This is a genomic window from Microcoleus sp. PH2017_28_MFU_U_A (genome assembly GCF_020738035.1).
Lineage (GTDB): Bacteria > Cyanobacteriota > Cyanobacteriia > Cyanobacteriales > Microcoleaceae > Microcoleus.
In genome coordinates, this window is sequence record NZ_JAEQCX010000113.1 from 34,595 (window position 1) to 48,707 (window position 14,113).

Annotated in this window: 16 protein-coding genes; 10 read left to right on the forward strand and 6 right to left on the reverse strand. The window is 40.8% G+C overall.

What is annotated here, in order from left to right; genetic code table 11:
* The first annotated feature begins 190 nt into the window (after positions 1 to 190).
* A complete protein-coding gene (locus JGK14_RS26250; RefSeq protein ID WP_293314486.1) occupies positions 191 to 1,972 on the forward strand; it encodes an ABC transporter ATP-binding protein in 1,782 nt (593 codons plus the stop codon).
* 204 nt (positions 1,973 to 2,176) lie between these two features.
* Entirely contained in the window at positions 2,177 to 2,614 is a 438-nt protein-coding gene (gene ccmS, locus JGK14_RS26255) for a beta-carboxysome assembly chaperone CcmS (protein WP_293185107.1), read from the forward strand.
* Positions 2,615 to 2,698: 84 nt separating this feature from the next.
* Here ccmS and JGK14_RS26260 read toward each other — a convergent pair whose 3' ends face one another.
* From JGK14_RS26260 to JGK14_RS26275, 4 genes are all read right to left on the reverse strand, one after another.
* Entirely contained in the window at positions 2,699 to 3,646 is a 948-nt protein-coding gene (locus tag JGK14_RS26260; protein WP_325315669.1) for a spermidine synthase, read from the reverse strand.
* 506 nt (positions 3,647 to 4,152) lie between these two features.
* Entirely contained in the window at positions 4,153 to 4,761 is a 609-nt protein-coding gene (locus JGK14_RS26265; RefSeq protein WP_293185109.1) for an adenylate/guanylate cyclase domain-containing protein, read from the reverse strand.
* 10 nt (positions 4,762 to 4,771) lie between these two features.
* A complete protein-coding gene (locus tag JGK14_RS26270) occupies positions 4,772 to 5,500 on the reverse strand; it encodes a response regulator (protein WP_293185111.1) in 729 nt (242 codons plus the stop codon).
* 93 nt (positions 5,501 to 5,593) lie between these two features.
* Positions 5,594 to 6,961: an NB-ARC domain-containing protein gene (locus JGK14_RS26275; RefSeq protein ID WP_293231513.1), complete on the reverse strand. Its 1,368-nt coding sequence runs from the start codon at positions 6,959 to 6,961 to the stop codon at positions 5,594 to 5,596.
* Between the two features lie 237 nt (positions 6,962 to 7,198).
* On the opposite strand from JGK14_RS26275, the gene JGK14_RS26280 reads away from it, so the two are divergent.
* The 6 genes from JGK14_RS26280 (at position 7,199) to JGK14_RS26305 (ending at position 10,728) form a co-directional block, all read left to right on the forward strand.
* A complete protein-coding gene (locus tag JGK14_RS26280; RefSeq protein WP_293231511.1) occupies positions 7,199 to 7,633 on the forward strand; it encodes a hypothetical protein in 435 nt (144 codons plus the stop codon).
* 25 nt (positions 7,634 to 7,658) lie between these two features.
* A complete protein-coding gene (locus JGK14_RS26285) occupies positions 7,659 to 8,000 on the forward strand; it encodes a hypothetical protein (RefSeq protein ID WP_325315670.1) in 342 nt (113 codons plus the stop codon).
* A gap of 18 nt (positions 8,001 to 8,018) precedes the next feature.
* Complete coding sequence (locus tag JGK14_RS26290) at positions 8,019 to 8,624, forward strand: hypothetical protein (RefSeq protein ID WP_293231507.1); 606 nt, start codon at positions 8,019 to 8,021, stop codon at positions 8,622 to 8,624.
* A 48-nt stretch (positions 8,625 to 8,672) separates the two neighbouring features.
* Complete coding sequence (locus tag JGK14_RS26295) at positions 8,673 to 9,098, forward strand: hypothetical protein (protein WP_293231505.1); 426 nt, start codon at positions 8,673 to 8,675, stop codon at positions 9,096 to 9,098.
* Between the two features lie 31 nt (positions 9,099 to 9,129).
* Positions 9,130 to 10,128 (forward strand): ATP-binding protein, encoded by a 999-nt coding sequence (locus JGK14_RS26300; RefSeq protein ID WP_293231504.1) that lies wholly within the window; start codon positions 9,130 to 9,132, stop codon positions 10,126 to 10,128.
* Positions 10,129 to 10,365: 237 nt separating this feature from the next.
* Positions 10,366 to 10,728: a hypothetical protein gene (locus JGK14_RS26305; protein WP_293185113.1), complete on the forward strand. Its 363-nt coding sequence runs from the start codon at positions 10,366 to 10,368 to the stop codon at positions 10,726 to 10,728.
* A 146-nt stretch (positions 10,729 to 10,874) separates the two neighbouring features.
* Here JGK14_RS26305 and JGK14_RS26310 read toward each other — a convergent pair whose 3' ends face one another.
* On the reverse strand, positions 10,875 to 11,429 hold the full coding sequence (locus tag JGK14_RS26310) for a methyltransferase domain-containing protein (protein WP_293203469.1): 555 nt from the start codon (positions 11,427 to 11,429) through the stop codon (positions 10,875 to 10,877).
* Positions 11,430 to 11,607: 178 nt separating this feature from the next.
* On the opposite strand from JGK14_RS26310, the gene JGK14_RS26315 reads away from it, so the two are divergent.
* Together JGK14_RS26315 and JGK14_RS26320 are read left to right on the forward strand one after the other, a co-directional pair.
* Complete coding sequence (locus tag JGK14_RS26315) at positions 11,608 to 12,054, forward strand: SufE family protein (RefSeq protein WP_293185115.1); 447 nt, start codon at positions 11,608 to 11,610, stop codon at positions 12,052 to 12,054.
* A gap of 14 nt (positions 12,055 to 12,068) precedes the next feature.
* Positions 12,069 to 12,974 carry an alpha/beta fold hydrolase gene (locus JGK14_RS26320; RefSeq protein WP_293185116.1) on the forward strand — a complete coding sequence of 302 codons (906 nt, stop codon included), beginning with the start codon at positions 12,069 to 12,071 and terminating at the stop codon, positions 12,972 to 12,974.
* Positions 12,975 to 13,086: 112 nt separating this feature from the next.
* Here JGK14_RS26320 and JGK14_RS26325 read toward each other — a convergent pair.
* On the reverse strand, positions 13,087 to 14,113 hold a 1,027-nt coding region (locus tag JGK14_RS26325), incomplete at its 5' end, for a right-handed parallel beta-helix repeat-containing protein (RefSeq protein WP_293193108.1).

The window sequence follows — 14,113 nt, forward strand, 5'->3', positions numbered from 1 at the left end:
AAGACAATTTCAAAGATTGTAAAATGGGCTTCTAGCCTGTTCCAGCAGAAAAAATCAAAGATTGTGGAATGGGCTTCTAGCCCGTTCCCAAAGACAATTCCAAAGATTGTGGAATGGGCTTCTAGCCCGTTCCTAAAACCATAAAAATAACTGCACAATCTAAAACTTGTCCAATTATCCCCATCCTCAATTGTCACCAAATCCCTCTAAACCTGTCCATCCCCTCAAGCGGCTGCTGAAATACGGGCGCCGCTACCGCCTGAAAACTTGGCTGGCAAGTATTTGTTCGCTGCTGAATAAATTCTTTGATTTAGCGCCACCAGCATTAATCGGTATTGCCGTTGATGTGGTGGTGAAACAACAAGATTCTATCCTTGCTAAGTGGGGCATAAAAGATGTCGTTTGGCAACTCGCAATCATTACTTTGTTGAGTTTGATTGTTTGGACTTTGGAATCGGTTTTTGAATATGCCTATGATTATTTGTGGCGCAATTTGGCTCAGGATATCGAACACGATTTGCGTCTGGAAGCTTACAGCCATTTACAAGAATTAGAATTAGCTTATTTTGAAGAACGCAGCACGGGCGGTTTGATTTCGATTCTCAACGATGATATCAATCAACTGGAACGTTTTTTGGATGGTGGTGCCAATGAAGTGATTCAGGTAAGTACGACGGTAATTGTGATTAGCGCCGCTTTTTTTGCAGCATCTCCTGCTGTTGCTATCCTGTCAATGCTGCCAATTCCTTTTATTATTTGGGGCTCGTTTGCATTTCAAAATCGCCTTGCTCCACTGTATGCTGATGTGCGGGAAAAGGTGAGTTTTTTGAACGGGCAATTGTCGAATAATCTGACGGGAATTACTACTATTAAAAGTTTTACTTCCGAAGATTATGAAACTCAGCGCATCGAAACCCAAAGTCAAGCTTACCGCCAAAGTAACCGACGGGCGATCGCAATTTCGGCAGCTTTTATTCCGCTAATTCGCGTGGTGATTTTCCTGGGCTTTATTGCAACGCTATTTCTGGGCGGTTTGGAGGTAGTGGCGGGCAGATTGTCTGTAGGGACTTACAGCGTTTTGGTGTTTTTGACGCAGCGGTTGCTGTGGCCCCTGACCCGCCTGGGTGATACTATGGATCGATACCAGCGCGCCATGGCTTCTACTAATCGGGTGATGAATTTGTTGGATACGCCGATCGCAATTCGCACGGGTGATATTCGGCTGCCGGTTAGTTCGATTAAAGGCACGCTGGAATTTAAAAATGTTACCTTTTATTACAATCAAAGAAAACCGATTTTGCAGTATTTTTCCCTGACTCTGCCGGCGGGGAAGACTACGGCAATTGTGGGCGCGACTGGTTCGGGAAAAAGTACGCTGGTAAAATTAATTATGAGGCTGTACGAGGTACAATATGGTCAGATTTATCTCGATGGCATAGAATTAACTACCCTGAATTTAAAAGATTTACGGAGAGCGATCGGATTGGTGAGTCAAGATGTATTCTTGTTTCACGGTACGGTGGCCCAAAATATTGCTTACGGCACTTTTGATGCCACCGATCGAGAGATAGTAAATGCTGCTCAAATTGCGGAAGCTGACGAGTTTATCGCGCAATTGCCGGACGGTTACAACACTATTGTAGGGGAACGCGGTCAAAAATTGTCGGGGGGACAGCGGCAGCGGATTGCGATTGCGAGGGCTGTGTTGAAGAATCCGCCGATTTTGATTCTGGATGAAGCTACTTCAGCGGTGGATAACGAGACGGAGGCCGCAATTCAGCGATCGCTCGAACGAATTACCAAAAATCGGACTACAATTGCGATCGCCCACCGTCTTTCTACTGTCCGTAATGCCGATTGCATTTTTGTCATGGAGCAGGGGCGAGTGGTAGAATCGGGGCATCACGAACAACTTATCGAACATAATGGAGTTTATGCGTCGCTCTGGCGGGTGCAATCTGGTATAAAATAAAAGCGCTGCGCTTTTAGGTTGAATTTGCTAATTGGTAATTGGTCATTGGGCATTGGGCATTTGGCATTGGTAATTAGTTATTCACAGTCTGCTAATAACGAATCACAAATAACCAATAACGAATCACAAATAACCAGTAACCAGTAACCAATAACAAATAACCAATAACCGTAAGATATTAGTTTCTACAAGCAAAGAGAAAAAATGTTTTTATTTGGTGGGCCTGAGTCCGAACAAAAAAATCAAAGTAACTGGCGCCGCAAATTAGATAAATTTGTAGCAGCCAACAAACAAGAATTGGCGGCTTTAGCTTGGGGACTCCTTCAGGAAAGAGGAGAGGAAAGCGACGATATTTTGGGCATTGATATTGCCGGAACGCCACGCTTCGTGTACTGTAAAAAAGAGGCAGTAGAAGAGTTAAACCGTCAAGTTAAAAGTCATATTCAGGAAATTTTAGGAGTGCTAAACGCTCACAAACCGGAGAAAGAGGTAGCGATTTTGGCGATCGGCGAAGGTGAAATCAAGCTAATTTTGTTTGAAATTGACCCCGCACCCCCTGATTGTTTTGAACTCGCAGCAGCGGATGTCGATACATTGATCGATCGCCTAGAAAAGCAAATGGCTGAATATATTAAAGGATAAATTATATCCAATCCGGTAAAAAAAATACTAATTAAGTTCGTAGTGAGGACTTTAGTCCTCATTTTCAGAGGACTAAAGTCCTCACTACGAACCAGTTTTGTTGTGTTGGATATCAAAATAACCGGGGGGTGGCAAATCGTCGGTCAAAATTTGAGCTTGGTCTAAATTAGCTATAATCTGAGACAATTCTGAACCTATTTTCACATCAAGAGCTCTGTCTGTCAAGGAAAACGAAAATTCATGTCCATCTTGCACATATTTTGCTCTGGAAACAATCTCGTCTTTGTCTAAAATAGGGCCGTTAGTCCCAATTAAAACACTATTAATATCCTTCCAAGGGCATACGTATACCTGGGAAAACACGCTTTGAAAAGTCTTCACCTTTTGGGCATAAAACTCATCTCTTTGCAGCAGATTTACTAAAACAACTCCAGCGGTTGACAAATGTTTTTGGCAAAGTTCATAAAATTCTTTAGTTGCTAGCCGGTGCGGAAAGTAGCCGTTGCCAAAAAACACGTCAGTCATGATTATATCGTACTGCACATCTGGGCTTTGCTGCTCTAGATACTCTCTCCCATCTTGGATTGCTACGCTGAGTCTGCTGTCGAAGTGCACTCCAAAACACTCAATGGCGGCTGAAATCGCGATCGCATCTACATCAGCACATTCTACAACAGTTTCCGGCAAATAATGGTGCATAACTAACGGAATTCTGCCACCGCCAAACCCAGCTATATAAACTTTTTTAGGTTGATTTTGCCACAATAAACCCAACATCATCGCTTGGGTATATTCTGAAACTAAATGCAGAGGATTGTTGAGGTTGAACACAGATTGCAATAAATCTGTATACAAATTCACTTTTTCTACTAAACATAGCTTAATTTGACCTTTATCTTTTCTAACTGCAACATAGTGAACTCCCGACTCTTTGCAAAACACAACTCCATCCGGCTGTTGTTGCACCCAAGCCAGCCTCTGTTGAATATTCGCTAAATTGATAGTTTGCCAATTTTTTTGTTCGTCAATCATCTGATTTTTTAATTTATTGGACGCACGAGTGGTTAAAAATGCGTCAATCCTGTTTTCTTTAAACTCTATCTTTTTTGAGATTAAATAAAGGTACGTTGTTGCGCTTCAGCGCTCTTTTCTAATTTATAGCGGTTCTCAGAAAGATTCGCGGACGTTGTTGGGCTTGGGCCCTCTTGGTTTCAGTGGTTATATAACCTGTCAGTCATACCTCACCTTTTTGAGAAAGGCTATATATATCAAAGAGCGCTGAAGCGCAACTACGTACCTAAAGACTAATCCCTATAAGAGTGCAATTTTCTTTGAAGGTTGTTGCGCTTTATGACCCTTTTCTACTTTATATATCAAAGAGCGCTGAAGCGCAACAACGTACCAGAAGACTAACCTCTATAAGAGTGCAAGTTGCGTCGAGGAATGTACTAAAAATCGTAGACTAACCGGGTATTTGCGAAGGAACTGGGTTTCTCATCAATTTTCTATTTTATATTGTGAAAAAAACCTGAGATAATTTAAGCAGACTGTACCTGCTTATACGCCACAAACTCCAAACCCGAAATCGAAAAATCTATTCTTTCCCAATCTTGCTTATCACCTTCAAACTTTTCAAACGCTGCTGAGGTAAGCAAAATCTCTCCCCGTTCCGCCAAATCCTCTCCCAGCTTGGCTGCTAGATTAAATTCCGATCCGTACATATCCTCTCCTTCCAGCATCAAAACATCGCCGCAGCCAATACCAATGCAGAGGTAAATATCCATATCCGGCGGCAGAGTCGTGTTGACAGCCACCGTTTGTTTCAGAGAGTCAATTGCAGATTCCACAGCAGATTTTACATCGGGAAATACTGCAAAAATATTGTCTGCTTCCTCCTTAACAACAGTACCGCCACATTCCGCAATTATCGGTTTGACAATTCCGTGCATCCGGTGAATCATTGCCAGAAAATGAATGATTCCGTAGCGGACAGTCGTTCGCGAGAATCCCGACATATCCATTACCAATATCGTGTGTTCTTGGCGGAAAGTTGCATTAATTTTGGCATCAATTTCTGCTATTCTTTGGGGATTTTCGTTTCTTTCTTGCAGCAGTTTTTCCAAGTTGGTGCGGTTATTTGTTTTCATTGTAGTTGAATTAATTAAACTCCCAATCGCGACAAAAAGGCTGAGGGCGACCAGCGGGATGTACTGCACAATTGATACCATCTTTGCCGTAATAATAGTCGCAGACTTTGCAAGGTTGATTTTGCTCAATCTTTTTCATCAAAATTGCCCGGATAGTCTGAACTCGGTTGCGATACTTGTTGGCTGTCGAGTGAGTCGGTTCAATTGCCAAAGCTTGCTGAAAAGCTGCTATGCTGGTATCGTACAATTTAATAATTTGGGCGCTGTATTTTGTCCAAGCATCGGCGCGACTTTGATACAATTCAATGGTACTTAAGTTTAAAATGCCGTATTCCGTCCAAGCGTCAGCCGAAGCCCGATCGAACTTAATATTGGCATTCATCAAGACTTTTTTGATGGTTGCCAAAAGTTCCCTGGGCTGCCAAGGTTTGCTAACATACGCCTCGGCGCGATCGATCGCCCTGGAGAACAAAGCTAGCTGCTGTCCCTTGCCGGTTAAAAATATTACTGGTATATTCCGAGTTTCGGGATTAGCTTTGATTAAACGGCAAACACCGTAACCGTCCATGCGGGGCATGACGATATCTAATAATACTAAATCCGGGTAACTTCTCTCAACTTTATCTAGTGCTTCCACACCGTCAGATGCTTGAATTACATTTAATCCACTGCATTTCAACTGATGTGAAATGCACTCCCGCTGGCTGCGGGAATCTTCCACAACTAAAACTGTACTCATCACTCCCCACCTGGTTTCCGATGTAAACTTGTGCGCTGCTTCGAGTTGCCCTGACTGACATTATTTTACCCACATTGAATGATTTTGTTATCACTAGCTAAGGGAATTCTCTAAACTTGCAACAAATCTTAAACTTATTCGGAAAAGGGGAGATAAATCAAACAAAATTTTCTCTAGTTCAATTCTTTTGAGTAAATACCGTCTATTCAAAGATTGTAAGCCATTAATCAAATCCATTGAGGAGAGTTCTAAACCTTGTCTTAAATCTTCCCTTGACACGGGTTGATTGGATTTGCTTAATTCTAAAACTATCTGTTGTTCTATGGGGGATAATCTGTGGAATAATTCACTTAACCGAGATTTCATATCTTCTGTTAGAATCAGGCTATCTTCAGCTAAAAACTCAGCTACTTTACCCAAGAAAACATTTTTAATTAAACTGGCAATATCTTTTAGGTAAACTGGATTACCTTCATAGAGATTAATCAGTTTTGACCAATGTTGCTCATCTTTTAATCCCTGATTTTTCAGGATTTTGGTATTGTCTACCCCTTCTAATTCTAAGCATTTAACAGGATATAAGTCTTGATCTAAGCAGAGCATTTCTTGACATTGTTCTTGACTAATTAAAATTAAACTGCTTTGATGTTCAATTTCTGCCATCCTTGTGAAAAGGATTTTATAATCTTTATATTCGCTTTTATATTGTCCGGCAAAGTGTCCGCTGGTAAACAACTCTTGCACATCATCAAGGATGATTAAGCATCTTTGTTCGCGTAAAAGATTGAAGAGTTGGGTTAATTTATTGTCAGTTTGAATAGGTGCGGAATTAATACCTGTTAAAATTTGAGTAATAATGTTATCTAAAGACTGGGAGAGTTTGATGCTTTTCCAGATTACTACATCAAAGTTTTGCAGGTTTAGGTCAATAAACTGTTTAACTAAGGTGGTTTTCCCAATTCCAGGTAATCCTAAGACTGAGATTAGACGAGTATTTTGATCTGTTAACCAGTGGGATAGGGTTTGAAGTTCTAGAGTGCGATCGTAAAAGTGGGTTATTTTTGGGGCTAGGGTTAAATCTTGATAGGATTTATTGTTAAAAGTTTCTTCTGTATTTCTATAATAATCTGGAGGATTATTAGAACACCAATTAATATGACTATTATTAATTAAACTAACTTGCTGTAAAGAATTATATGAATTAGCTAATCTTTCTATTGTCCAACAAAAATTAGATTTCTTAATATTTTCATCTAACTGCTCAGATAAAATCTTAAATAACTTACGGCTGACATCTCCAATATGATTTTTACTCTGATACCCACATTCATCTGCGATTTCACTGTAAGTTTTACCTTGCCAAAGTCCTTTAACGACAGCTTTTTCTAAATCGTCTAGATGTTCTCCTGTTTGCTTCTCAACTAACTGATCTACAATTTGTAAAACTTCTGTAATAGTCATAGAGGTCATGTCAGGTATGGATTTTAGCCATTATAGCTTAGTCTAAACCGAGAAAATCAGGCTTTTTCTGGTCTTTGCTTAAGATTTTGTTACAAAAAAGGGCAGAAAATCAGTTCTTTTCATGTGGCGGTGTTCAGAAAGGTGATTTAGTATCAGAAAAGATTCAGCTTGATGATATCAGGAATCCTTGCAGGGAGTCAGCAAAAATAAATTTCATTTTTTCATAGAGTAATCACTATGTGGGACGCTATTTTTCAAGCAGCAACAGAAATTTTAGTTGGTGCAGCCGTTGGTGCAGCAGTAGGATATGGAGTTGCTGCCATCGTTGAAGCGTTATCGAGAGCTTTTGCTAGGTTATGGGAAAACTTAGTAGCAGTAGCCAAAGAAATTTTTGGTTATGTCAAAGAAGCAACACAACGTTATTTAGCTCTCGTAGCACAGTTTTTAGACAATAATTGGGATGAAATCGAAACTCAGTTACGCTCTCAATTAGGCTATTCTGCTGATTGGATAATTGCAATTTTTCAAGAAGGACGGGATGCTTTTCTGCAAATTGCTCATCCTAGAACTTATCAAAATCAGTCATTAATTTTTTCTTTGGGAATTGCTGAAGATCAAGCTCAACTGCCTAGTAGGCAAAATCCAATTGTAACTAGGTTGTCTTTATCTTAATCATTTTATACAAAAGGAGAACTGCATGGGATTTTTTTCATGGGTAGGAAGTTTAATCGATCAGTTAATTGAGTGGTTAGGCAGAGCGGTAGCAGCTTTTATTAATGGATTGGTCGATTTAATCAAAGCTCTCTGGGAAACAGTTATTGTTACTGCTTTAATAGCTGTCTTTGGTTTTGTAGCTACCTTGTATGTCATTTTATATGCAGGTGCGTTTCTTGGGGAAACAATGATGGAAATCTGGGATCCTGTATATTATACCACTAAACCGTCTCAAGTTTTTGTCTTAGAACAAGCACCTCAAGATTCCCCACTACCTACTAATCGTTCAGAAGCTAAAAGATTAAAACTACAAAATTGGTCTTAATTTCAAGAGGAGTTAACTATGCCGAGTTCTTCTAACAATGAAACTGTATTTCTGAGAATTGGTTTCCGTTCTCCTGAACAGGATGGAAGTTTGACAACTATCGAACTATTTGGCGTACCAGGGAAAACTTCAAGCACTGGGCAAGTAGACAGTAGTGTACAAATTAAACGATTTTTTGATGATTTAATCGCGAGAGTTATCTTTCGGAGAGCTCGTCTCATGCCCGAATGTGATTTCAAATCTCTCCAGATTTGGCTCTATGACACAGAAACAAAAGATGAGGAAAGAGGTTATCAAATCCCTCAATTAGATGAACGTGACTTAGAAATTAATTCTAATGTTCGTTCTTCTAAATTGGAAGCGATCTATGTTTTGGATAATCAGTTAACAGGCATAGAATATGAACGTTGGGAAAAAATAGCAATGGAATTATTTACTCCGTTATTTCTCAAGTTTATCGCACCACCTGAACTGCCATCCGAACTAGCGAATAATCCTTTCGTAAAATTAATGGAGGCTAGTCCTTTTGGTAAAGCGCTAGAAATGGTAAATAGCACCTTAGATCCTTACAGCGATATGAAGCAAAATCTATTTTACAATGCTTTAATCATCCAAATTGATTAACAAAAAATTTGCTATTCATTAATTATTCAACTTTCAAAGGAGTAAAAAATGCCAAAATTTGATCCAAGAAATCCAAAACGAGATCGAGCATCAGAATTTCAAGATAGCGTTGAAGATGGTATAATTTATGGTAAGAGACGCAGCGGTTTTGGTATCTTCACTGAGATGTTTAGAAGACAACAGAAAAACTCCGCGATGTTTCCAGAAATTGTCCTAGAAAAATTAGAGCCAATTTGGGAACAAGAAATTGAACCTGTCTTAATTTCAGAGTTTGGTCGCCGCAGCACTTTGTATGTAATATTTTATCTTGGCAGAAAACAAGATGAAATAATTATGGAAATATGGGATCCTAATTATATTGATGTAAAACCGTCTCAAGTTTTTAGCATTGAGGGAGTGCCAGAATATGCCACTAGACATTTTCCTAGAAATCGATCGCAAGCTGAAATAGGTGTTCTGGAAGATTGGAATTAAATTTTTGACAATATAAAAGGATGTAAAAAATATGCCAAGATTAGATAATTTTCTGAAAGCGGCAGGTGAAACTGCTAACAACTCCAAACACGAACCAGAAAAAGATGAAGATTCAAAATCAAAGATCGATTTTAGTTTATATTTAAGAGATGCCAAATATACGTTAAATGATGTAATTTTGTCAGAAAATACTAAGCATCAAGTAGATTTAATCTTGGCTGAAATAGAGTATCAAGATTTAATTTATCAAGAGTGGGGAATGGCAGAAAAGCACAAATTAGATAAAGCTCTTTCTGTCAATTTTTCGGGTCTACCAGGAACCGGAAAAACTCTGACGGCTGAAGCTGTTGCTCATGCTTTAAACCTCAAATTACTCGATGTTCCCTATGAACAGATAGAGTCTAAATATGTTGGCGAAACTCCTAAAAATATTCGAGGTGCTTTTGATTTTGCTACGCAAAATAAGGCAGTGTTATTTTTTGATGAAGCTGATTCTTTCTTGGGTAAACGACTAGAAAATGTTACTCAATCAACGGATACAGCAGTTAATTTGACCCGCAGTGTGATGATTAAACAATTATCAGCTTATGAAGGTATTGTGATTTTTGCTACTAACTTAATTCGCAATTATGATGCTGCATTTATTAGTAGAATTCGCTGGAAAGTTCAGTTTGATTTACCAAATGAAGGAGCAAGAGAAAAAATTTGGGAAGCACAGATACCGAGCAAACTTCCTTTAGCCGATTCCGTCAACTTTGCTGAATTAGCCAAAGAATTTGATGGAATCTCAGGTAGAGATATTAAAAATGCTGTGTTTCAAGCTGTAGTTGCTGCTGCTAGAGAAAAAAAACCTAAAGAGAAAAAGTGTGTTACTCAACCTTATTTGTGGGAAGCAATTACCGAAATTGTTAAGGCTAATAAGGCTGCTTCTAAGCAACAAGTAACTCTTACTCCTGTTGAGGGTGATGTTCCTTTACCAACTCCACCTAATAACCTATCTCTCGATCGGAGTGCTTCTCAGCCATCTTAATATTAATATTAATCAGATAAATTATACTCATTTATATAGATATATTCCATATGAATCGGGTTTTTCACCAAAAAAAATACTGGATTGTAGCCTTTAATCTCGGTAAAAAACCTGGTTTCTTTGGTATCGATGCATCCAAGACTGTGAGGGTAAGCCATACTGATGCAAGCCAAAAACCTTGTTGAATTGCCACAGATAATCCGCTACTGTGTACGTTGAAGTTCTTAAGGACGACAAATGAATAGATTGCTCCTCACTTTGCTTGTAAGTCCGACGCTGTTTGGATCTCTGATGTCTTTGAGCGCGATCGCCCAAACTCAAAACATAGGCGAAACACCGGGTAAATCGGCTGATGCGCCAACCTGCGTGCGATCGCCCCACGCCCAACGTCTGACTTGTATGCGCCTTCCCGGTAAGGCTGCTGCTGCTAATTCCAAGGCCAGAATCGGTTGGCAGCGCCCGAATCAAGAACCGGTGGCGATGCTAGATTTTACGGAGGAAGAAAGCGATGCAGCGGCGGCGCTGTTTGGCTGCGACTGTCAGTTGTGCATCAATTCCCTGCGTCAGTTGCGCGGTTTGCCGCCCTTGGACTTGAGTTGAGCGCGATCGCCAAGACTGCTTCAGCTAACGTTGTTTTGTAAGATCGACTCTCTCGTAGTTTGGCGCAGTCTTCTTCGGTAATCTAAAATCTAAAATCCCAAATCTAAAACCAAAAATTTCAAATCTCAAATTGTTCGATCGGGGTGTTATTTCTGCGCCAAAGCCCATACTACTAAGGGAAAATCCGGCTCATTTGCTAACGAATGAATGGAAGCATTGTAATATTCCCATTTTGAGAAGTTTGCCACAATACAAGCGCGGTTTCCCCAAGAGCCTGTTTGGATGCGCTCTAAATTGAAACCGCATTCAGCCAGCAGGTATTTGATTCCTGTTTCTGTCCAGCGAGAGCAGTCGTTAGGGTAATCGTGAATCCGAATCAAAAACGGTATAGTTATTAAAAAATAACCGTTTTTGTCGAGCATTTGATAGATATTTTTGCCAGCGCGGTAAGGCCAAAGTAAATGTTCAAATATCTGTTCGGCAATGATTAAATCAAATGTTTGATCGAGGCAACACTCGCAAATGTCAAACTCTGGATATTTGACGGATTTATAGCTTTGAAAAGATTCTAATTTGCCCCAACTGTCGCCAGAGATTTCTAAGGTATTTAATCGATCGGGCTGCAAGCTTTTAACGATGTTGCGAGTTTCGCGGTTCATCACAACTCGGCACCAATGTTCGTCAACTGCACCAAATACCATATTTCCTCCGTTGAGATTTGTAGGGCGATTAATAACGGGATAGCTAGCCTTCGGGAAGGGGAGAGCGAACGCTTCACGCAATTTTTCTCTACAATAACCTATTCTGATTGGCGATCGCCCGCACCGACTGCTAAAATGAAATGTATAATATTAGCGATGTAAACCGCTACTCGAAATCATGTCCGCAAATACCGCGCTACCGCCAACCCTAGCTAAAATTGTCCAGCGCTTCCAGCGACACTCCGATCCGAAACAGCGCTACGAACAACTGCTGTGGTATGCCAAGCGACTCCCACCATTTCCCGAAAGCAATAAACAGCCAGAGAACAAAGTTTCTGGCTGCGTGTCACAAGTTTATATTACCGCAACTTTAGCCGACGGAAAAGTTTCCTTTGAAGGCGATTCAGACGCTCAGCTAGTCAAAGGATTAGTTGGCTTGCTCGTCGAAGGTTTAAGCGGATTGACGCCTGCGGAAATAGTCAGCGTTACCCCAGATTTTATTCAAGATACGGGATTGAATGTGAGCCTGACACCTTCTCGCGCTAACGGATTTTATAACATCTTTCAAATGATGAGAAACAAGGCACTGGGTTGCGAAGTTAGCGCGCAAGCAGAAGCAAATTAACAGGAGCAAAAGCTGTGACTCAGACTGCTGATTTAATCCAATCTAATTATGGCAGCTATCCCGCGACAGTTCAAGAATATCTCTGGAACTGGAAAGGAACGCAAATCAAAGTTATTTACGAAACCAGAGGACAAGGAAACACCGTATTATTGCTGCCAGCTTTCAGTACGGTTTCAACACGAGCAGAAATGCGTCCTTTAGCGGAATTGTTGGCGCCTAACTTTCAAGTTGTGAGTGTAGATTGGCCTGGTTTTGGCGACTCGGATCGCCCGTGCACCGACTACGAACCGCAATTATATCATCAATTTATTCAGGATTTTGTTGAGTCTACTTTTAGCAGTCCTGTGGCTGTAGTTGCGGCCGGTCACGCTGCCGGTTATGCGATGCAATTAGCGCAGTCAAAGCCGAATGTTTGGTCAAAAATTGTGTTAGCTGCACCGACTTGGCGCGGGCCTTTACCGACGATGAGCAAACAGCAAAGCGGCTGGCACGGAATTGTGAGAGAATTAGTGCGATCGCCCTTACTCGGTCAATTCCTTTACAAACTGAACACTGCGCCGTCATTCCTGGGTTTAATGTACCGCCGCCACGTCTACGCGGATGCAGCAAAAGTCACCCCCGATTTCATCCAAAACAAGTGGAAAGTTACTCAGAAAGCGGGTGCGAGATTTGGTTCGGCGGCTTTTGTAACTGGTGGTTTAGATCCGGCAAAAACCCGAGAAGAATTTGTCGCCAACTTCCAAGAATTAGCAGTACCCGTGATGGTTGTAATTGCTGAGAAAGCACCGCCCAAATCTAAGGCGGAAATGGAAGTATTAGCCCAATTACCGGGAGTAGAATCGCGAGTTATCCCTGGTTCTTTGGGCTTGCACGAAGAGTATGCGGCGGATTTGGCAAATGCGGTTAAGTCTTTTGTTTAAGATTATAGACTTCTTGCAAAAATAATTAGGACGGGCTAGAAGCCCATCCCACAATAAAAAAGATTTTTGTGGGATGGGCTTCTAGCCCGTCCCAAATGACTAATGACTTCTTCTATTCTTGATTGCCTTTCCCGCGAATATATCCGTTATCTGCAATCCGCCAAGCACCCCCAGTATTGCCGGTTAAATCGCAATCATCCACCGTAGCAATACTATCTCTGTAAACTGCGATCGCCTCACCTTCATTACCATTAATTCTACACCTGCGCGCAATCAATTTTCCTCCCAATCCGACACCTATTCCCAGAGTGCCGTTATTATAGATATTGCAATCTTCCACCGTTGCTTTGCCATTATCCGAGATAAAGATTCCGTTCCATATTCCATCATGAATTTGACAGCGACGGATTACTGAATTAGCATTAGAGCCGCAGATTACTACCACAGAATAGTTGGCAGAAGTGATATCGCTGTCTTCTACGATTAACTCGCCTTGGCGAATATCTACAGCGTAATATTTTCCTGTTGTTTTAATTGTCAATCCTCGGACTAAAGCGCTGTCTGTTGCCATTTGAATGCAGTTTGAATCGCTGCTTTCAACAGTGACGCTACCCGCTTCTATGTTGCCGATAATTTCCACAGATTTGTCGATTATTATACTTTCTTTGTACACACCCGGATGCACATAAATTCGCGTACCTGAAACAGCATTTTTTAGGGCTTCGCTAATAGTGGTATAGTCACCTTCGCCTTGCTGAGAAACTACAAATTCTTGATTTTTCAAAATTGCTGCTTCTGGGGTTGACTCGGCGTTTTTATCTAGTAATTCAGCTTTTGGTGATTCTTCCGCTGTTGCAGTAATTTCCGGTGTTGGCTGCAACCGTTCTTGATATACTGTTTCTAAGTGATGTTCTAACTCAGATATTTGAGATTGAAGTTGAGCTTGACTCTGGTTTGCTTTCTCGATTTGACTTTGCATTTCCGAGAGTTGGGCGTAAATGTGCGATCGCTCTCTGTTAGCAGTTTCTAGTTGAGACTCTAATTGCGATCGAGTTTGACGCCCATTTTCTAACTGATTTTCTAAGTCGGATATTTGAGATTGCAGTTGATTTTGATTTTGATTGGCTCTCTCGATTTGA